The following is a 19269-nucleotide window of genomic DNA, read 5'->3' as shown; positions in this document are numbered from 1 at the left end:
AACTTGCCCATTCCTCGGTTTGGCAAAATAAGGTACACTGAACGTAGAATACGATTCATTTGATGTAGATTGGAGGAAACAATGTGGCTTCATTGCGTGATTTGCCGATTGACGAGTTTATCGATGCTTTATCTGTCCCATGCTGTTACATCAATCTCGATGGCAACGTCCTGCTGTGGAACGAATATGCGGAAACGCTGTTCGGATGGGGACGAGACGAGGTGCTTCACCATCCGCTCCCTGTTGTCCAACACTTACAGGATGCGCTTGAATCCTGGTCACCGATGCTCCTTCAATATCCGTTCTCGACGACGGCGATGACGCCGTTCAAACATAAAAACGGATCAGTCGTCTATGCGACTGCTTATTTACAATCTTTTTCCATCAACGACTATACCGGGTACTTCCTTGCGTTCCTGCCGAAAGGGTTTGGGCCGCTCATCAGCACGGAACAGTTCAATCTGCTTCACCACTTTCAAGCGATGATTGAACAATCGACGTATTATTTGGCAACAAACGCTTACGGCGAGATTACAGAAATCAATCCGTTGCTATGCGGATTAATCGGCGCACCCGATCATCAATTCATCGGTCGTAACTGGTTCGAGCTCATCCATCCGTCATTTGAGAATCATCCGCTTGCCGAGGACGTGCTTCAAGCACTTACGACCGACCGCATCTGGAACGGTGAAATGCCCGTCCGTTCCGAGCGGCATGTCCGCAACATGTGTTGGCTCAATTTGACGGTCGTCCCGATTTTGAGTGATGAAGGCGAAATCGTACAGTATACCGCCTTCGGCTTTGACGTCTCAGATAAAAAGCGACTCGAGCAAGAGGTCAATTATCTCGCGTACCATAACGACTTGACCGGACTCTTGAACAAGAAAGGATGGCTCCGTCAGTACAGCCACGTGTTGACGGATGTCGATCAAGGAGATGGCTTGGTTCACGTCGCCTTGTTCGATATCGATCGCTTCAAAATCATCAATGAATCGTTCGGTTCACGCGTCGGCAACGAATTGCTCCTTCAAATCAAGGACCGGGCTGCGCAGTTCTTGCCTGAGACGAGCGTCATGTTCCATCCGTCGGGTGGCTTGTTCGGGTTGATTTTCTTTGAACAGTCGAAAGAAGAAGTATTCCAGTTGCTGCGCCAACTGCAACATGAATTGCAGCGTCCGTTCCGGATTTATCATCACTCCATCATGGTATCGATTTCCATCGGGTGCGTCTTCTATCCGTCCGCCACGTCTTCATTAGAAGAACTGTACACGCGCGCCGAGAGCGCCCTGTTCAAAGGCAAACGAATCGGTGTCGGGACAATCCAGTTCGTCACGAAAGATATGGACGATGCGTTCTCACGTCAAATCCATATCGAGAAAGCACTTTATCAAGCACTTGAAGAAAAACACTTCTATTTAGAATATCAACCAAAATATGAGTTAAAGACTGACACGCTCATCGGGTTCGAGGCGCTTCTCCGTTGGCATCATGATGAACTCGGACAAATCCCACCTTCAGAGTTCATCCCGCTCGCCGAGGAGATGGCACTCATCGTCCCAATCAACAACTGGGTCATTCTCGAGGCGGCCAAACAGTTGAAAGTCTGGCAGCAACTCGTCGACCGCCCGTTGTCGATGGCCGTCAACATTTCACCGAATCAATTCCGGAGCGACAGCTTCATCAATACGCTCCGTAATATCAAGCAACAGCTCAATTTGAACCCGTCTGACATCATCCTCGAGATTACCGAGAGTCTCGTCATGCAGCAGACGGACGAGATTATCGCCCGGATGGATCAAATCAAACGTCTCGATTATCGCCTATCCATCGACGACTTCGGGACCGGCTTCTCGTCACTGCAATACTTGAAGTCGTTCCCGGTCGACGAGCTAAAAATCGATAAAGTCTTCCTCGATGATTGGTTGACGTCGAAGTCACACTTACTCGATGTCATCGTCCACCTCGGCAAGAGCCTGAATCTGCACGTCGTGGCCGAGGGTGTCGAGGACCAAGAGATGCTCGACCACTTGAAGCAAACCGCTTGCGACTCGTTCCAAGGGTTCTTGTACGCCAAGCCGCTTCCTCCAATTGAAGTCGTTCGCTTATTGACGGACAACAGTCAATGAAAAAAGTCATCGCGCGTCTCCCGACGTACGATGACTTTTTATTATAGGCTAATTGTCGCCGTCCATAGTCCATAGACACCGTACGTGGCTGCCAAGAGGATGACGACCGCAATCATGTATTGCAACCGGCTGAGGTACGGCCGGCCTTGTTCGCGTTCGGCCAACATGAAGACGAACACGCCCGGCGCGTACAAAATCATGGCGATGAGCATATACTCGACACCTGACGCATAAAGGAGCCAGGCCGCATAAACGGTCGCAATCCCGGACATGACGAGCATCGGGCGTGTTCCGGTCCGCCGTGCCTCTTTCCAACCGAACAAGGCCGAGAACAAATACGGCACGAGCGCAGCGATGCCGGCGATGCTCGAGAGCACCAAGTACGTCTGTTCCGAGAAGAGAGCGATGATGGTGACGAGTTGCGTGAACGCTTGTGTGATGAACAAGGCGCTCACCGGCGTCTCATTTCGATTGAGCCGATTGAACAGTTTCGGGAACACGCCGTCACGACTGGCGACGTACGAAATCTCCGTCGCGAGAATCGTCCACCCGAGCAGGGCACCCGAGAGCGAGACGAGGAGTCCGATATTGATGATGGTCGCACCGACCGGTCCGACGACGGCCTCGAGCACGTACGCCATCGACGGTTCCGAAAGTGCCGCGAGTTGTTCCTGGGTCATCACCCCGAACGATAAAATCGAGATCATCATATAAATGACAAGCGTTCCAACGAGTCCGATCACCGTCGCCCGACCGACGTCTCGTTTATGACGAGCCCGTGATGATAGGACGACCGCCCCTTCAATCCCGACGAACGCCCAAAGCGTCACGAGCATCGTCGACTTCACTTGCGGGAACACTTGTGACCAGCTGAATCCAGATTGACCCCAGAAGTCGATTTGGAACGTATCGATTCGAAACGCAAACAAGATGAGGACAATAAACAAAAAGATGGGTACAAGTTTTGCGATCGTCGTGACGATATTGAGTAGCGCCGCTTCTCTCATCCCGCGCGAGATAATCCAAAACAGCCCCCAAATGACGACCGCACTCATAAGTAAGCGGAACGTCCGGTGCTCGGCCGAAAAGATCGGGAAGAAGTAGCTGAGCGTGCTGAAGATTAACGTGATGTTCGCGACCGTCCCGATCCACGCCGACATCCAGTAGCCCCACCCGCTATTGAATCCGACAAACTTGCCGAATCCTTCTTTCGCATAGGCGTAAATCCCACCTTCAAGTTCAGGACGTGTATTAGCTAAAAATTGGAACACGAACGCGAGCATGACCATCCCGATACCGGTGATCGTCCATCCGATTAACACCGAACCGACTCCAGCACCTTGTGCCATCGCTCCCGGTAAATTAAATGCGCCTCCGCCAATCATCGTTCCAACGACCATGGCAGCGAGCCCAAAAAAGCCGATTCCGGCTGACTGTGACTTCATTTAAAACCCTCCAAAGCAAGTTGACGTCTGACGAATAACTATACATCGATAATGTATAATCATTCGATGATTTCCTTATTCTACTGAAACTAATGGTGTTTAGATAGGTATTTTGCTAATGTTTATATTTTCGAATAATTTAAAAAATTTTATTGCGCATTCATCTTGTTTGTAGTTTAATTGCAATATATTCGAAACAATCAGAATTTTCGGGAGGTAACACAATGCGCAACAAAAAATGGTTAGCTTTATCGGGTGTCGCTTTGCTTGCGACAGCAGCATGTGGCGGTGGAGAAGAAACAACAGATTCGTCTGAAGGGTCTTCATCAAGTGATGCGAAAAAGGAAATCACGCTCGTCTCGGCGACAGATTTACCACAGCTCGATCCGACGCTCACAACGGACTCGACGTCAATCATCGTGACGAACAACGTCTTCGAGGGACTGTATCGTCTGGATGAAAATAACCAACCGGTACCGGGAATTGCTGAAGACGTAGAAATTTCAGAAGATGGACTTACATACACCTTCAAATTGCGTGACGCGAACTGGTCAGACGGTTCACCGGTCACAGCTGAAGATTTCGTCTACTCATGGAAACGTGCCCTCAATCCTGAGACAGGTGCCGAGTACGCGTATATCCTTCAAGATTTGAAAAACGCCAATAAGATTCTCGCAGGTGAAGAAGAACTCGATACGCTTGGCGCGAAAGCGCTCGATGAGAAGACACTCGAAGTACAATTGGAGGCACCTGCCCCTTACTTCCTCGGGTTGACAGGATTCCCGACGTACATGCCGCAAAAGCAAGAGTTCGTCGAAGAACAAGGCGAGTCGTTTGCGACAGCTGTCGATAAGACACTTTACAACGGACCATACGTGTTAGATAGCTGGCAAGACAATGAAGGTTGGGTCTATAAAAAGAACCCAGAGTATTGGGACGCTGAAAACGTCAAGATGGATACGATCAACGTCAAGGTCGTTAAAGAAGTCGCGACGGGCGTCAACTTGTTCGAATCGGGCGAAGTCGATTACACGCTCTTGTCATCTGAATTCGTTCCACAATTCCAAGACTCGGATGAGTTCAAGACACGTGCCGACGCACGAATCAACTTCCTTCGTTTCAACCAGAAGAACGAATCACTTCAAAACGTCAACATTCGTGAGGCACTCGCAAAAGGCTTCGATAAGCAAGGCGTCACAGACGTCATCTTGACGGACGGTTCACAGCCGGCCAACTATATCGTCGCGAAAGACTTCACGTTCACAGAAGATGGAGCTGACTTCCGCGAGAAGTATCCAGACCTTCAAAGCTATAACGTCGACGAGGCGAAAGCTGCATGGGAGAAAGGTCTTGCCGAACTCGGTGTCGAGACAATCGAACTTGAGTTCCTCTCACGTGACGAAGAAGCGTTCAAGAAAGTCAACGAGTATATCAAAGGTGAGCTCGAGAAGAACCTTCCTGGCCTCACACTTAACATTAAGCAACAGCCGTTCAAAAACTTCCTTGAACTTGAAGGCGCTGGCGACTATGACGTCTCCGCTGCCGGTTGGGGCCCTGACTATCAAGATCCGATGACGTACCTCGACATGTGGGTCACAGACGGTCCGTTCAACCGCATGGCTTACTCGAACGACGAGTACGACAAGTTGATTCAAGGCGCGAAACAAGAAGCCGATCAAATGAAACGTTGGGAAGCGATGCAAGAAGCCGAACGCATCTTGCTCGAAGATGATTTCGCGATCGCACCGATTTACCAAAAAGGTGAAGCTTACCTTGAGCGTTCAAACATCGAAAACATGTACCGCCACCCGTTCGGAGCTGACGCTAGCTTCAAATGGTTGGACGTCAACTAACCCACAAACCCTGCCGCTTGCTTGCGGCAGGGTTTGTTTGTTGGGGCTATGCCGTTGTGACGCAAAAAAAGGGGGCGTACCACGAAGTTGTGGTACGTCCCCTATCTAGATGATTACGCTTCGCGCTCAGCCCGCATATCGGCTGGTACGCGTCCGCGTTTTGAAATGATTTGTGCAATGATGAGAGCCACGATGAACGTCGCGAGGGCTGCAAAGAATCCAATCCACATCGATCCCGAAACACCGAGTACCAAATATCCGACAGCTGCCACGCCCGCTGAAATCAACGCGTATGGAAGTTGCGTCAACACGTGGTCGATATGGTGCGATCCAGCACCCGTCGAACTAAGAATCGTCGTATCCGAGATTGGTGAACAGTGGTCTCCGAACACCGCTCCGGCGAGAACAGCGGCAAGTGTCGGAAGCAAGAGCTCCGGCTCGACTGCCATAATCAAATCGGCTCCGATTGGAAGCATGAGACCGAACGTCCCCCAGCTCGTTCCTGTCGAGAACGCCATGAGACCGGCGATCATGAACAAGAGGAACGGCAAGTAAGATGGTGAAATCGAATCCGTAACGAAACTTGCCAAGTAGTCACCTGTCTTCATGTCACCGATGACGGCGATAATCGTCCAAGCAAACAACAAGATGAGCACGGCTGGCCACATGGCGCGAATTCCGCCCCATGTCGCTTGTCCATAGTCTTTCGCCGGAATCTTGCGGCCAATCAACAATAAGAGGGCGACAATCAAGCTGATGACAGCACCCGTTACGAGGGAACGTGTCACGTCTGTTGATTCGAACGCTCCGATCAACGAGAAGCTCTGACCGTCAGCGGCAAGCGCCTGTCCGCCCGTGTAGAGCATGGCCGACACCGTCGCGATAATCAAGGCGATAATCGGAACGATCAAGTCACGTACTTTTCCACCTTCATGTTCGTTCAAGTCTTCACTCATCCCCATCGGTGCACCTTTCGATGTATCGTAGAGCTCCCCTTGGAGGGCACGGAGTTCATGTGTGCGCATCGGTCCGATGGCAAGTCCCGTGTAGGCGACGTAAGCCGTCAAGAGAAGCGCGAATACCGCGTAGAAGTTCATCGGGATGATTTGGATGAACGCTGAGAACGATGAGTAGCTATCAATCGAATACTTCGCCAGGATACCTGCGATGATGGCGATGATATAAGCTCCCCAACTCGAGAGCGGGCTGATGACGCAGACCGGTGCGGCAGTCGAGTCAATCATGTAGGCGAGTTTCGCACGTGATACTTTTTTACGGTCTGTGAGTGGCCGGCTGATGTTCCCGACGGCTAAACTGTTAAAGTAATCGTCGATGAAAATTAAAATCCCAAGTCCGAACGAGACGAGACGAGCACCACGGGCTGTCTTGACGTTTGAAGCGGCCCACTCTCCGAACGCGCGGGCGCCGCCCGACGTTTGGATGATCGATGACAAAATCCCAAGCAAGAGCAAGAACGCAATCAAGAGCACGTTCCATTCATTAATGGCTCCGTCGGCCCAGAATAAGGCGATGACGTTCGACCACAAATATTGAATCGATTCGAGCGGGTTAAAATTGTGAAGCAATAGGACCCCTGCAATAATCCCGACACCGAGTGACGGAATGACTTTCCGTGTTGTGATGGCCATAATAATGGCCAATAAAGCCGGTACGAGTGAGAGTACCGAAGTTGAATAATCTACCATGTGATTTCCTCCTCTTTTGTTAGAGATGAGGCCCCCCTATGCTTAAAAAAACGCAAAGCGAGGGCATCGGCAACAAAGCCGACACCCTCGCTGGATGTTCCGTCTTTCTTAGCCGACTTGGAGCGCTCCATACGTAAATATGTATGGCAGTCTGACGGGTATTTCCCGTCAGCCCAGCACAAAGTCAGAGACATGACTTTACACTTCGGCGATCTTGCCTTTCTGTAGTCTTCACCGTTGTCATCCTCGGACTACTTACTCATCAGCATCGCACCTCTACCTCATCGATAGCACGAATATTCATTTAAAGTTACGTCTAAATTATCATAGGTCATAGTGACTAATCAATAGTTTTTTTCATCTCGGATGATTTGTTTCAACACCGCGAGTGCAGCCTGGTCGTCTGACTCGACCGCTTTAAAGAAATCACTAAAGAAATGATATAAGACAAAACGCTCAGCGTGTGACGTCGTATGTTCTTTAATCGTTAAGAAAATAAGGTGACGCAATCGCCGTTTCGTCCGCGTCTCGTCGGGCAATTCTTGACATCGGTCTTGGAAGGCACGATATACAGAATTGATCAAATCCCCATGTTCATCATACGACCGGTTGTAAGCAACTTGTTCCATCTGTGATATCCCCCCTTTCCATGTTTACCGATGAAACTTGTCGTAACTATACCAACTTAAGCCGAGCCGTTCAATCGTTTCGGGTCGTTCTTAACAAAAATCATACGTTAGACTGACTTACGACTCGATGAATGAGAACGTCGTCACGTCGAATAGTCCCATATCGGTCAATTTCAAATCCGGGATGACCGGAAGCGCCAGGAACGACATCGTCAAATACGGGTTGAAGTGACGATAAGCCCCGACGACGTCGAGCGCATCGTTCAACTGTTCGAGCACGTCCGCCACTTCCGCATACGGACGTTTCGTCATGAGTCCACCAATTTCAAGCGGTAAGACGGCCAGCACCTTGCCTTCTGACACCGCAACGACCCCACCGCCCACTTTTTCAAGCGTCTCGGCAGCGAGCAACATATCGTCCGGGCTCACCCCGGCGATGACGAGGTTATGGCTGTCGTGCGCGACCGTGGCCGCGAGCGCCCCTCGTTTCAAGCCGAAACCGGTTACCGGTGCGAGGGCCATATGACCCGTCCCGTGGTGGCGTTCGATGACGGCGAGCGTGGCGATATCTTGCTTGAGGTCGGCTCCGGACGCGTCAGGTGTGAAGACAAGACGCTGTCGCTTCGTCAAGAGACTATTCGGCAATACTTGAATCACATCGACCGCTTCTTCCTTCACGGCTAAACGGAACGAATCAGCCGTCAAGTCCGGCAGCTTCAGCTCACCTTTCATCGGTTTCGGCACTTCAATCCCGTCAGCCTCGAACGTCGCCTTACCATCTTTAGCGACGACTTTCCCGTTCACATAGACGGTGTCAATCGTTACCGATTCGACGTCTGACAAGATGACAAAGTTCGCGCGCTTGCCCGGGGCGATAGCACCCACGTCGGTTAGTCCATACGCCTCGGCCGCGTGCAGACTGGCAACGGCATAGGCCGTCTCTGGCTTGACGCCTTGTTTGATGGCCATGCGAATGTTGTAGTCGATCCCACCCTCAACGACGAGATCGTCCAAATGCTTATCGTCCGTACAGAATAAGAACCGGTGGGCGTTGCTCTCCGTGATGGCCCGGCTGACTTTTTCCACGTTCCGGGCAACCGACCCTTCACGAATTTGAACGTAAAAGCCGCGACGCACCCGTTCGAGCGCCTCCTCAGCCGTCGTACACTCATGATCGGTCATGATGCCGGCCGTGCGATACACGTTCAACTGATCCGGGCCAAGACCTGAGGCATGACCGTCGACGACTTTTCCGGCAAGTTCTGTCTGGGCGATCTTTTGAAGCATATCCGCACTCCCCGACTCGACGGACGGATAGTCCATCACTTCGCCGAGACCGTGTACGCCCGGATCTCCTAAAAATGGTGCCAAGTCCTCGGCGTATAGCTTCGCACCTGCGTGCTCGAACGGTGTCGCCGGCACACAGCTTGGGAGCATCATGCGCACATCGAGCGGCAAGCCTTTGGCATCCGCCAACATATACTCGATTCCGAGCGCCCCGTTGACGTTCGCAATCTCATGCGGATCGGCGATGACTGTCGTGACTCCGAGCGGCAGGACCGCCTTGGCGAACTCGTGAGGCGGTACCATCGATGATTCAATATGGACGTGTGAATCGATGAACGACGGTGCGAGTGTCCAGGACGGGTCGTGGTATTCCGTCTCCCCTTCGTAGCCGTCCCCGATGGCCACGATGTATCCCGCATCGATAGCGACATCCGTGCGAATCGTCTCACGACTGTAGACGTCGATGACCGCCACATCTTTAAAGACGACCGCTGCTTTCTTTTTCTTCGCCGCGATGTCGATCAAATGTTGTTTCTCCATCTGTGTGTCTCCTTTTTCCTACGTATTTTTACTATCTTAACAAGAATAATCTTTCAGGCGCAATTTCTTTTTCAACTTATGCGACAATGAAAGCATATCTGTTTGAAAGGGGTTACACTTATGCAGTACAAATTAGGCAAATTGATGCCGCAAGTTGACGAGACGGTTTTTCTCGCACCTGGGTCCCACGTGATCGGTGATGTCACCATCGGCGCCCATTCCGGCGTCTGGTTCAACACGGTCATTCGAGGCGATGAGGGACCGATTCGCATCGGTTCTTACGTGAATATCCAAGACGGATCGATGGTCCACCAATATGAAGGTTCCCCGACAGTCATTCATGACCGCGTCTCCATCGGACATATGGCGATGATTCACGGCTGTGAGATTGAAGAAGGTTGTCTCATCGGGATGCATGCCACCGTTCTCGACGGGGCAAAAATTGGGAAGGGCTCGTTCATCGCCGCTGGTGCTCTCGTCACACCGAACATGCAAATTCCGGAAGGCGTCATGGTCATGGGCGTCCCTGCCAAAGTCGTCCGTCCGCTTAACGACGAAGATCGCTTCATCATGGAACGGACCGTCAACAAATATGCGAAGCGAGCCGAGCAGTACAGACAGACGTGTGAACCACTGACATCCACATAAAGTTTGTGAAAGCGTTTACAAGATTCATAAAATGTTAACGATTTCCCCGATTTTTCTTTATGTTTCCTTTGTATACTGAGGATGTAGTCAAGCCGACGTGTCGAAAGGGGCCAATTTGTATGTATCCAAATCATGCCGAACTGATGTTAGACTTGTACGCTTCGTCCGTTAACCCAAGCTATTGCCTGCATATCGAGGATTCGTTCGATGATACGCTACAAGGTACACATCGAGAGGTTTGGGAACGACTGCAATTGGATAATAATACAGAGAAAGAAATTAAAACTGAGGGAACGTGAACACAATGATTCCAACGAATGTCATTCAAGACTGGCTTGCAGCCAAGTTAAAAAAATAAACTGAGCGCTCACATGAACGGCTCAGTCTCATTGACCTATAAAGATTGGCCCGGTCGTAGTCACCTACGCTCGGGCCTTTTCGTTCACTCAAAAATTGTCAAACTAGCGTCAATCGATTGACGTTGCTTCGTCGGTGGCACGTCTTCGTAACGACCGAGCTGGAGTAACCCAACAAACGTCTCCCCTTCAGCTCCAATCATCTCTTGAAGCCTGGCATCCTCAAAAATACCGCCCGTCCGCCAGACGAGGCCGATTTGTTGCTCACTACACAATAAATGAAAGTTTTGAATCATCGTCGCCGTCGCGAGCAGCGCATCTTTCTTCCCTTTGTCCGTCTCGAACGCTTTCGTCGTTACATAGACACATGCGGCCGCGTTACGAATCCGCCCGGCGATCTTTTCACGTTTCGATTCCGGTCCATCTTGAAACGCCGGCTCGAGCGCCTGAAGCAAGACGTCTTTTCCATCCCCGTTGAACAAATAGAGATTCCACGGTTCGACTTTGTTATGAAACGGCGCTTGGTGAGCTGACGCCAACAACTCATAGAGTACTTTCGTCGCGATTGGTTCTTCCGTGAACATGCGAATCGTCCGCCGCGATTCAATCAACTGTTGTCCTGCTGTCTTTTCCATTGAAGTCACTTCCCCCTCTGTTCTCTCTCCCCCATCATAATTAAAAGCATTTCTCATTTGAAGAAGAACGACTTCCATTAAAAAACGCATCCCTGAATCAGGAATGCGTTTATGGCGTCACGTCGATTGTCCGACAATCTCACAGGCGACCAAGTCTTCGAGCGTCTGTCTCCGGACGACGAGACGATGTGTCCCGTCTTTCACGAAGACGACGGCCGGGCGGAGCATCTGGTTATAGTTGCTTGCCATCGAGAAGTTATACGCTCCCGTCGCTTTGACGAGCAAGAGATCACCAGCTTCGACCGGCGGGATAAGCGAACGGTTCGAGATGATGTCTCCCGACTCGCAGCACGCCCCGACGATTTTCGCCTCGAGCGTCTTCGCTTCATCCATCCGTGTCGCCGCAATGACGTCATATTCAGCGTCATAGAGAGCGGGACGAATGTTATCCGTCATCCCTCCATCGACCGAGACGTACGTGCGGACACCGCTCACTTCTTTCACCGTCCCGACTTCATAGAGCGTCGCGCCGGCGTTGGCGACGAGCCAACGGCCCGGTTCAATGCCGATTTTCGGAAGCGGCAAGCCGAAGCGTTCCACTTCCGCGACGAGCGTGTCCATCACTTGCGTCATCGTGTCGGCGAAGTCGAGCGGGTCGTCCGACTCGAGATAGGCGACACCGAAGCCGCCACCGATATTCAAGACGTCGGCCGTATACCCCGTCTCTTGACGGATCGTCTCGATGAAGTTGACCATCGTTTTGACCGTATTGATGAACAGCGTCGGTTCTTGAATCTGCGAGCCGACGTGACAGTGAATGCCTCGCAGTTGCAGTCGTTCCGCTTGTAGCGTCGCTTTGATCGCTTCGAGATACGTATCATCATGGGTCGGGAAGCCGAACTTCGTATCGACCCCGCCCGTCTGAATCGCCTCATGGGCGCCTCCGACGACTTGTGGGACGATGCGGAGCAAGACATCGACGTCTACCCCTTGCTTAGCGGCCAGACCCGACAACAGCCCAATCTCACGCATGTTGTCGATGGTGAAGTGGGTAATTCCGTTCTCGAGCGCGAACGTGATGTCCTGCACCGTCTTGTTCGAGCCGTGGACGTGAATCCGGTCAGCCGGGACACCGGCGTGGAGCGCGACGAACATCTCGCCCCGCGAGACGACGTCGATGCTCAGACCCGCTGCCATCACTTTATCGTATACGGCCGCAATCGACATCGCTTTCGATGCGTACAGCGCGTACGTGTTCGGATACTTGTCGAGGAACGCGTTCCGGACAAGGTCGAGACGACGTTCGAGTTCAGGCTCGCTCATGATATAGAGCGGTGTCCCGTACGTCGCTTGAAGTTCACGGACGGACACGCCTTCGATCATACAAACTGATTGGTTGGTGGTGTACATACATTGCCTCCTTCAAAGCGATGCGGGACACGCCATGAGCGTGCGCATAATTGTTCTGAGTTATTGGCGTGACCGGTACGGGTCACGTCATCGATTTTCGTAAGATGGCCATACAGCTCCACACGATCTCCGACTTGTACGGTGTCATCGACGCGTAAAAAACTGTGGCTCATGAAAATGTTGCTGATGAACGGATAGGCTCGTCCGTCGATATGGGCTGGTAAGAAGCGCCGGGCTCGCATGAGTCCGTCACCATAGCCGACCGAGAGCACGGCGATGCGTTCTTTCGTCTCGGCCGTGTAGCCCGTACCGTAACCGACGTGGGCACCGGCCTCGATGTCATGCACGGCGACGACTTCTGTTTCCCAGCGAAACGCCGGGATGAGCCAATCGACCGGTTCGACCGAAGAGTAGCCGTAGAGAAAGATGCCGACACGGACGTGCGTGCAATGCCCGAGACGCGGATCCGCTTGAAGCGTCGCTGCACTGTTGGCTGCGTGCACGATGTCGAACGTATGCCGCTCCATGAGACGATTCGACCAGTCGGCGAACCGTTCCACGTGCACACTGTGCTCGATTTCGGCGTTATCCGCGTCAGCGAGTGGGAAGTGTGTACATAACCCGACAAGATCGAGCCCCTCGTCTTGGCAAAAGGCGACGATGGCCAACGCTTCCTGGAACGTCTTCGCACCGAAGCGGTTCATGCCGACGTCGAGCTTCAAATGAAGCCGGACCCCGTCGAGCTGGTCCCGTTGCGAGACGAGCCAGTCATAGGAACCGATGGCGACGTCAAGTTGGTCACGATGGACGCTTGTCCACTCGTATACCGGGTTCATGACAAGAACGCGTGCTTCCGGAGCTGATGCCCGGACCTCGCTCGCCTCGTCAAGCGTCGTCACCATGAAGTGACGCACCCCTTCTTCGTACAGTGTCGTCACAACTGGCTCCATCCCTAAGTTATAGGCGTTGTTTTTTACGACGGCGAACACCGGTCGGCCAAGCGCTTCAATCCGACGTTTGTTTTCGCGAACCGCATTCAAGTCAATTGTGACTCCCATACAAAAAACTCCTTTACTCTTTGACTCCAGCTTTGACGAACGTGACCCAATCACGGTGGCCTGCGATTTGTCCTGTCACAGCCTCACGGTAACGCGAGAGCATATTCGTCGCGACCGTTTGAACGCCGCCACCAATCGAAATATTGTCGATTTCGATGACGCTCGTCACTTCAGCCGCCGTTCCTGTCAAGAAAATCTCATCTGCGACATATAGTTCGTCACGTCCGATGTGGCGTTCGATGACCTCGAACCCTTCCTCACGGGCAAGTTCGATCACCGTTTGACGCGTGATGCCGTCGAGCACCGAGCAATCGAGTGACGGTGTGAAAATTTTGTTTCCTTTTACGAGGAAGATGTTGGCGACGCTCGCCTCGCTGACGTTTCCGTTCATGTCGAGGGCAATCGCTTCGTCATATCCATCACGGACCGCTTCTCCTTTAAGGAGTTGCGAGTTCATATAGTTCGCTGCCGCTTTCGCTTGCATCGGCATCATCGTCGAAGAGACGCGGCGATACGAGGCGACTTTCGCACGGATTCCGACCGTCTTGCTGAAATATTCGCCGAGCGGCCAGCACGAGATCGCGACGTGTACTTTTGTTTCCTGCGTCGGCATGAGTGCCTGCCAAGGTGTGCCGAGGAAAACGAATGGGCGGATGTAACAAGCTTCAAATCCGTTGCGTTCAATCAATTCGATTGTTGCTTGTTCGAGCTCATCGACCGTGTACGGCAAGTCGACGTGATAGTATGCACACGAACGAACGAGTCGCTCCAAGTGTTCACGGAGTCGGAAGATGGCCGGGCCTTCCTCTGTGTGGTATGCCCGAATCCCTTCAAAGAACCCACTACCGTAGTGAATTGCGTGCGTCATGATACTCGTGTTCGCATCACTCGGCTCGATCCAAGCCCCGTCTTGCCACATCCATTGTCCATACTGTTCCATTGTTCAACTCTCCCATTCATTTTTGATATTTTCTGTCTATTATACGTTACAGGGAGCGTAAGTCATCAACAAGTTGTGTTTTTTCTGCGGTTTTTTCATCTTTTTGCTTAATGACGCGGGCTGGTGTACCGGCAACGACGACGCCTGGCGGTACGTCTTGCGTGACGACACTACCTGCTGCGACAACGGCATTTTCACCGATGCGGACGCCTTCCAAAATGACGGCGTTCGCACCGACCATGACACCGTCTTCGATGATGACCGGATCTTTTGAAGGTGGCTCAAGAACACCCGCCACGACAGCGCCAGCGCCAAGGTGGACGTTTTTCCCGAGTGTCCCGCGGGCACCGATGACCGCGTTCATATCGACCATCGACCCGTCACCGATGACGGCACCGATATTGATGACAGCACCCATCATGACGACGACGTTGTTCCCGATTTGAACGTGGTCGCGAATGAACGAACCTGGTTCGATGCGGGCATTCAACTGCGTCGTATCGAGCATCGGTACGGCGCTGTTCCGGCGATCGTACTCGAGGTGCGTGTCCGTGATGACGGCAGCGTTCGCTTCTAGGAAAGCAGCCGCACGTTCAGCCGTTGTAAGGAACAGTTTCGACTCGTCTGTTCCAAAAGCTTTGGCATCTTCGATTGTCAGACCGGCCAATTGACCGTTAACGTACAATTTGACAGGCGTTTCTTTCTTGGCATCTTTAATGTATTGCGCGATTTCATAAGCGTTTGTGAGTAACATGAGTGGCCTCCTCGTATAGGTTCGTTAAATTGTATAGTCCGGCTGGGCGGTCAAGAATCGTTGCCGCCGCAGCGAGTGCCCCGTTCGCGAAGACGCGTTTGGACAGGGCCGTGTGTTTCAATTCAAGCATTTCGTCGTCTCCGGCAAAGAGGACGGTATGTTCTCCAAAAATCGTCCCCCCGCGTACCGAATGCATGCCGAGTTCATCGGCTGCACGCGCTTCGCGGCGCGGTGTCCGGTCATATACCGGTGTCACGTCGCGTTTCGCCTCGATGGCACGGGCGAGCAATTCCGCCGTCCCGCTCGGTGCATCGACTTTTTTGCGGTGGTGCGCCTCAATCACTTCGATGTCATAACCGAGCGTGAGCGGGACGAGTTGGTCGAGCAACTGTTTCAGGAGCGCGATCCCATAAGACGTATTATACGACTGGAAAATCGGGATCTCCTGAGACGCCGCTTCAATTTTGGCGAGCTCTGCTTCCGAGAAGCCCGTCGTCGCGATGACGAGCGGGATTTGCTTGGCTTTCCCGAACGCGAGTACGTCATCCAACAACGCCGGGTTCGAGAAGTCGATGACGACATCGACGTCGGCCTCGACATCTTGTATCGAGACGGGATGTTCCCCTCCAGCCGGTGAGACGATGGCTGCAACGGTCAAGTTTTGTGTCCGGGCGACTTCTTCGACGATCTGTCCCATCGCGCCGTATCCATGAATGAGTAAGTTCACTGTCTCACCTCATTGAACTGCTCCATTGCCGATAACAAGCGGGCCTCGGCCGTCGCGCTCATCGGGACGAGCGGGAGACGTGGTGCACCGAACTCGAAGCCGCGTGCATTCAATGCTGCTTTGACCGGAATCGGATTCACTTCCGCGAACAATTCGTCGATGACCGGGAGCAGTCGGAGCTGCCATGTGCGTGCCGTTTCCAAATCTCCGGCGAGGAGCGCTTCAGCTAATGCGACCGTCGCACCCGGATAGACGTTCGAAAGGACCGAGACAACACCTTGCGCCCCCCAAGCCATATAAGGAAGGATTTGATCATCGTTCCCGCAATAGACTGGGAACCCTTCCGGTACGTGCGCCATCATTTGAGCCATCACTGAGATATCCCCGCTCGCTTCTTTGAGCGCAGCGATACGTGGGTGATCAGCGAGTTCCCCAACCGTTGCCGGATCAAGGGCGACGCCCGTCCGCGATGGTACGTTGTAGAGCATGAGCGGAATCGGTGACGCGTCGGCAATCGCTGTGAAGTGGGCAATCAGACCCGCTTGCGTCGACTTGTTGTAATAAGGCGTGACGACCATCGCCATCTCGGCTCCGAGTTCGGCGGCCCGTTTCGTCTTTTGAATGCTGAGCGCCGTGTTGTTCGACCCGGTTCCGGCGATGATAACGGCGCGGCCGGCAGCGACTTCAATCGCTTTGACGAGAAGCGTCTCGAACTCTTCGTCCGTGATGGTCATGCCCTCACCAGTCGTTCCCCCGATCACGAGACCGCTGACACCTTCTTTAATTTGATCTTCAATCAACGCTTCCCACGCTGTGAGATTTAGCTGACCGTCTGCTTGAAACGGTGTAGCGAGTGCGGTTGCGACTCCTGTGAACATATAATCTCCCCCTTATTTCGTAGCAGTCTGCCCAATCATGCATTGGGCGATTTGGACGGCGTTCGCTGCCGCGCCTTTTCGAACGTTATCAGCGACGCACCAAAGATGGAACGTGTTCGGCTGTGACTCGTCGACACGGATACGACCGACGTACACGTCGTCTGTCCCGTTCGCATCGAGCGGTGTCGGATAGACGAGCTCCGCTGGGTTATCCATCAAGACGATACCTGGCGCGTCCGCGAGCACGGCTTTCACTTCGGCGAGCGTCGCGTCGCGGTCGAGCGTGACTGTGATGGAGACGGCGTGGCTGTTGCGGACCGGGACACGGACACATGTTGCGGTGACACCGAGGTTCGGCGCGTTTAAAATCTTGCGTGTCTCTTCAATCATCTTCTGTTCTTCTTTCGTATAACCGTTCTCTAAGAACACATCAATGTGTGGCAAGACGTTATCGTAAATCGGATACGGATAGTTCTTCGGCTCTTCCCCACGTGCTCCGCGTTCCAAGTCTTCAATCCCTTTTTGGCCCGAGCCAGAGACGGCTTGATACGACGTATAGGCGACACGCGTCAATCCGTATACTTCCGCGAGTGGTGCGAGCGCGACGACCGATTGGATCGTCGAGCAGTTCGGGTTGGCGATGAGCGTCTTGTCCGGGCTCAGTTCGACTCGGTTCACTTCCGGTACGATGAGCGGAATGTCCGCCTGCATCCGGAATGCACTCGAGTTGTCGATGACGATGACACCTTGTTCACTCAGGCAAGGCGCATATTGTTCACTGATGCTCCCACCGGCTGAGAAGAGCGCGATATCGATTGGGTCCGCATAAATCGCGTCCGACAGTTCCCGGATGACGACGTCCTTGCCGTTCACGTTCACGGTCTTCCCGGCCGAACGAGATGATGCGTACAACATCAATTCGTTAATCGGGAATTCATACTCGGTCAATACTTCAATCATCTTTTGGCCGACGGCACCGGTCGCACCGACGACGGCTACGTTATACATGTGGCGTCCTCCTTATAACTTGAAGCGGGTCGCGATGGCCGCGACGGCTGCTTCGACGTCTTGTTCGTTAATCGTGTACGAGATGCTAATCTCGGATGTCGTGACTTGATAGAATGGGATTCCGCTCTCGCGGAACGTGGCGAACAGTTCGGCTGCGACACCGGTCGCGTCACGCATGCCGATGCCGACGACCGAGATTTTCGCATGCTCGGTATGACGGTCGATTTTGATTTGTGGGAACGTCTCAGTCAGTTCCGCGAGCGCCTCTTCGAGAAACGATTCTTCATCGAGCGGACAGGTGAACGACAGGAATACTTCACCATCGAACGCGGTCTGACTGATCATATCGATATTGACATGACGCTGTGACAATTTCTCGAAAATGTCGGCAACTCCTGCCACCGAATGTGGAATATGTTTGATTGAGACGCTGAGCACGTTCTTCACGACGCTCACGCTCGTCACCGCTTTTTGTTCCATCGCCTGTGTCATATCCATGATCCATGTTCCTCCTTCGCTCGCAAGCGTCTTTCCTACAAAGATGTTCACATCAAATTTTTTCGCGAGCTCTACGCTACGCATCTCCATCACTTTCGACCCGAGCGCGCTCATCTCCATCATCTCGTCATATGAGACGGTATCTAATCGGCGGGCCGTCGGATGGATGCGCGGGTCAGCCGTATAAACACCGGCGACGTCTGTGTAAATCTCACAGCGTTTGCTGAGGACGGCGGCCAAGGCGACAGCGGTCGTATCCGATCCGCCTCGTCCGAGCGTCGTCACATCACCGAACTCGTTGACACCTTGGAAACCGGCGACGATGACGACGTCATATGTCCGGAGCTTCTCTTCGAGCACTTCTTTGCGAATCGCCTTGATTTTACTTTTCGTGTGAATGCCCATCGTGTCGATCCCGGCTTGTTGTCCGGTAAGCGAGATGGCAGCCACGCCTCGAGAGTTTAAAGCGATGCTGAGCAGGCTGATCGTCTGCTCCTCACCGACCGCGAGCAAGCGGTCCAGTTCACGAATCATCGGGCGTTCCGTGATTTGTTTGGCGAGTGACAACAGTGAGTCGGTCGTTTTCCCCATCGCGGAGACGACGACGACAAGTTTTTCTCCGGCCGCGGCCCGTGTCTGTAAATATTCGGAAATGGCCTGGATTTGTTCAATCGTGGCAACGGAGCTGCCTCCAAATTTCAATACGGTTGTCATCAGGTTCCCCACTTTCATGATGTCCACCAACAGAAAAAGCGGCAGACCGGTAGGAAG

General features: G+C 52.8%; 16 protein-coding genes and 1 riboswitch. Of the genes, 3 read left to right on the top strand and 13 right to left on the bottom strand.

Translation table 11 applies throughout. The annotated features are described in order from the left end of the window. Positions 1–83 precede the first annotated feature (83 nt). Complete coding sequence (locus KNP84_RS11745) at positions 84–2126, top strand: bifunctional diguanylate cyclase/phosphodiesterase (protein WP_058765698.1); 2043 nt, start codon at positions 84–86, stop codon at positions 2124–2126. A gap of 41 nt (positions 2127–2167) precedes the next feature. On the opposite strand, the gene KNP84_RS11740 is transcribed toward KNP84_RS11745, so the two are convergent. Continuing rightward, positions 2168–3571: a basic amino acid/polyamine antiporter gene (locus KNP84_RS11740; protein ID WP_021065241.1), complete on the bottom strand. Its 1404-nt coding sequence runs from the start codon at positions 3569–3571 to the stop codon at positions 2168–2170. 224 nt (positions 3572–3795) lie between these two features. On the opposite strand from KNP84_RS11740, the gene KNP84_RS11735 reads away from it, so the two are divergent. Continuing rightward, positions 3796–5424 (top strand): peptide ABC transporter substrate-binding protein, encoded by a 1629-nt coding sequence (locus KNP84_RS11735; protein WP_021065240.1) that lies wholly within the window; start codon positions 3796–3798, stop codon positions 5422–5424. Between the two features lie 113 nt (positions 5425–5537). Here KNP84_RS11735 and KNP84_RS11730 read toward each other — a convergent pair whose 3' ends face one another. The 3 genes from KNP84_RS11730 to ade all read right to left on the bottom strand — a co-directional run bounded on the left by KNP84_RS11730 (position 5538) and on the right by ade (position 9586). Beyond that, positions 5538–7130 carry a Na+/H+ antiporter NhaC family protein gene (locus KNP84_RS11730; protein WP_021065239.1) on the bottom strand — a complete coding sequence of 531 codons (1593 nt, stop codon included), beginning with the start codon at positions 7128–7130 and terminating at the stop codon, positions 5538–5540. Positions 7131–7242: 112 nt separating this feature from the next. After that, positions 7243–7417: riboswitch (Lysine riboswitch) on the bottom strand. Between the two features lie 57 nt (positions 7418–7474). Then, on the bottom strand, positions 7475–7759 hold the full coding sequence (locus tag KNP84_RS11725; RefSeq protein ID WP_021065238.1) for a hypothetical protein: 285 nt from the start codon (positions 7757–7759) through the stop codon (positions 7475–7477). Positions 7760–7876: 117 nt separating this feature from the next. Further along, positions 7877–9586, bottom strand: coding sequence for an adenine deaminase (gene ade / locus KNP84_RS11720; RefSeq protein WP_215114846.1), 1710 nt, complete (start codon positions 9584–9586; stop codon positions 7877–7879). Positions 9587–9706: 120 nt separating this feature from the next. Here ade and KNP84_RS11715 point away from each other — a divergent pair, with 120 nt between their 5' ends. Further along, positions 9707–10234, top strand: a complete 528-nt coding sequence (locus KNP84_RS11715) for a gamma carbonic anhydrase family protein (protein WP_029596089.1) — start codon at positions 9707–9709, stop codon at positions 10232–10234. A gap of 442 nt (positions 10235–10676) precedes the next feature. Here the strand turns inward: KNP84_RS11715 and KNP84_RS11710 are convergent, their stop codons facing one another. From KNP84_RS11710 to KNP84_RS11670, 9 genes are all read right to left on the bottom strand, one after another. Next, complete coding sequence (locus KNP84_RS11710) at positions 10677–11225, bottom strand: nitroreductase family protein (protein ID WP_021065234.1); 549 nt, start codon at positions 11223–11225, stop codon at positions 10677–10679. A 117-nt stretch (positions 11226–11342) separates the two neighbouring features. After that, entirely contained in the window at positions 11343–12635 is a 1293-nt protein-coding gene (gene lysA / locus KNP84_RS11705; protein ID WP_251131234.1) for a diaminopimelate decarboxylase, read from the bottom strand. Beyond that, entirely contained in the window at positions 12605–13693 is a 1089-nt protein-coding gene (gene alr / locus KNP84_RS11700) for an alanine racemase (RefSeq protein WP_215114845.1), read from the bottom strand. The genes lysA and alr overlap by 31 nt, the downstream gene beginning before the upstream one ends. Positions 13694–13706: 13 nt before the next feature. Next, positions 13707–14633, bottom strand: coding sequence for a branched-chain amino acid transaminase (locus tag KNP84_RS11695; RefSeq protein ID WP_021065231.1), 927 nt, complete (start codon positions 14631–14633; stop codon positions 13707–13709). 46 nt (positions 14634–14679) lie between these two features. Further along, complete coding sequence (gene dapD, locus KNP84_RS11690; protein WP_021065230.1) at positions 14680–15387, bottom strand: 2,3,4,5-tetrahydropyridine-2,6-dicarboxylate N-acetyltransferase; 708 nt, start codon at positions 15385–15387, stop codon at positions 14680–14682. After that, entirely contained in the window at positions 15365–16114 is a 750-nt protein-coding gene (dapB, locus tag KNP84_RS11685) for a 4-hydroxy-tetrahydrodipicolinate reductase (RefSeq protein ID WP_029596093.1), read from the bottom strand. Before dapB ends, dapD begins: the two co-directional genes overlap by 23 nt. Further along, a complete protein-coding gene (dapA, locus tag KNP84_RS11680; protein ID WP_021065228.1) occupies positions 16111–16992 on the bottom strand; it encodes a 4-hydroxy-tetrahydrodipicolinate synthase in 882 nt (293 codons plus the stop codon). The genes dapB and dapA overlap by 4 nt, the downstream gene beginning before the upstream one ends. A 12-nt stretch (positions 16993–17004) precedes the next feature. Then, positions 17005–18000 carry an aspartate-semialdehyde dehydrogenase gene (locus KNP84_RS11675; protein ID WP_215114844.1) on the bottom strand — a complete coding sequence of 332 codons (996 nt, stop codon included), beginning with the start codon at positions 17998–18000 and terminating at the stop codon, positions 17005–17007. 12 nt (positions 18001–18012) lie between these two features. Then, positions 18013–19212: an aspartate kinase gene (locus KNP84_RS11670; protein ID WP_251131233.1), complete on the bottom strand. Its 1200-nt coding sequence runs from the start codon at positions 19210–19212 to the stop codon at positions 18013–18015. Between the last annotated feature and the right edge of the window lie 57 nt (positions 19213–19269).

The sequence above is a fragment of the Exiguobacterium sp. s70 genome (assembly GCF_018618315.1).
In the GTDB taxonomy this organism is placed as follows: Bacteria; Bacillota; Bacilli; order Exiguobacteriales; family Exiguobacteriaceae; genus Exiguobacterium; species Exiguobacterium chiriqhucha.
The sequence above is the reverse complement of the archived record's forward strand: the minus strand, read 5'-3'. Positions and strand labels throughout refer to the sequence as shown.

What these genes read in the sequence shown, in the direction of transcription:
- KNP84_RS11740 (WP_021065241.1), bottom strand. Translation starts at nt 3,571, where the DNA reads ATGAAGTCACAGTCAGCCGGAATCGGCTTTTTTGGGCTCGCTGCCATG.
- KNP84_RS11735 (WP_021065240.1), top strand. Translation starts at nt 3,796, where the DNA reads ATGCGCAACAAAAAATGGTTAGCTTTATCGGGTGTCGCTTTGCTTGCG.
- KNP84_RS11730 (WP_021065239.1), bottom strand. Translation starts at nt 7,130, where the DNA reads ATGGTAGATTATTCAACTTCGGTACTCTCACTCGTACCGGCTTTATTG.
- KNP84_RS11725 (WP_021065238.1), bottom strand. Translation starts at nt 7,759, where the DNA reads ATGGAACAAGTTGCTTACAACCGGTCGTATGATGAACATGGGGATTTG.
- ade (WP_215114846.1), bottom strand. Translation starts at nt 9,586, where the DNA reads ATGGAGAAACAACATTTGATCGACATCGCGGCGAAGAAAAAGAAAGCA.
- KNP84_RS11715 (WP_029596089.1), top strand. Translation starts at nt 9,707, where the DNA reads ATGCAGTACAAATTAGGCAAATTGATGCCGCAAGTTGACGAGACGGTT.
- KNP84_RS11710 (WP_021065234.1), bottom strand. Translation starts at nt 11,225, where the DNA reads ATGGAAAAGACAGCAGGACAACAGTTGATTGAATCGCGGCGGACGATT.
- lysA (WP_251131234.1), bottom strand. Translation starts at nt 12,635, where the DNA reads ATGTACACCACCAACCAATCAGTTTGTATGATCGAAGGCGTGTCCGTC.
- alr (WP_215114845.1), bottom strand. Translation starts at nt 13,693, where the DNA reads ATGGGAGTCACAATTGACTTGAATGCGGTTCGCGAAAACAAACGTCGG.
- KNP84_RS11695 (WP_021065231.1), bottom strand. Translation starts at nt 14,633, where the DNA reads ATGGAACAGTATGGACAATGGATGTGGCAAGACGGGGCTTGGATCGAG.
- dapD (WP_021065230.1), bottom strand. Translation starts at nt 15,387, where the DNA reads ATGTTACTCACAAACGCTTATGAAATCGCGCAATACATTAAAGATGCC.
- dapA (WP_021065228.1), bottom strand. Translation starts at nt 16,992, where the DNA reads ATGTTCACAGGAGTCGCAACCGCACTCGCTACACCGTTTCAAGCAGAC.
- KNP84_RS11675 (WP_215114844.1), bottom strand. Translation starts at nt 18,000, where the DNA reads ATGTATAACGTAGCCGTCGTCGGTGCGACCGGTGCCGTCGGCCAAAAG.
- KNP84_RS11670 (WP_251131233.1), bottom strand. Translation starts at nt 19,212, where the DNA reads ATGACAACCGTATTGAAATTTGGAGGCAGCTCCGTTGCCACGATTGAA.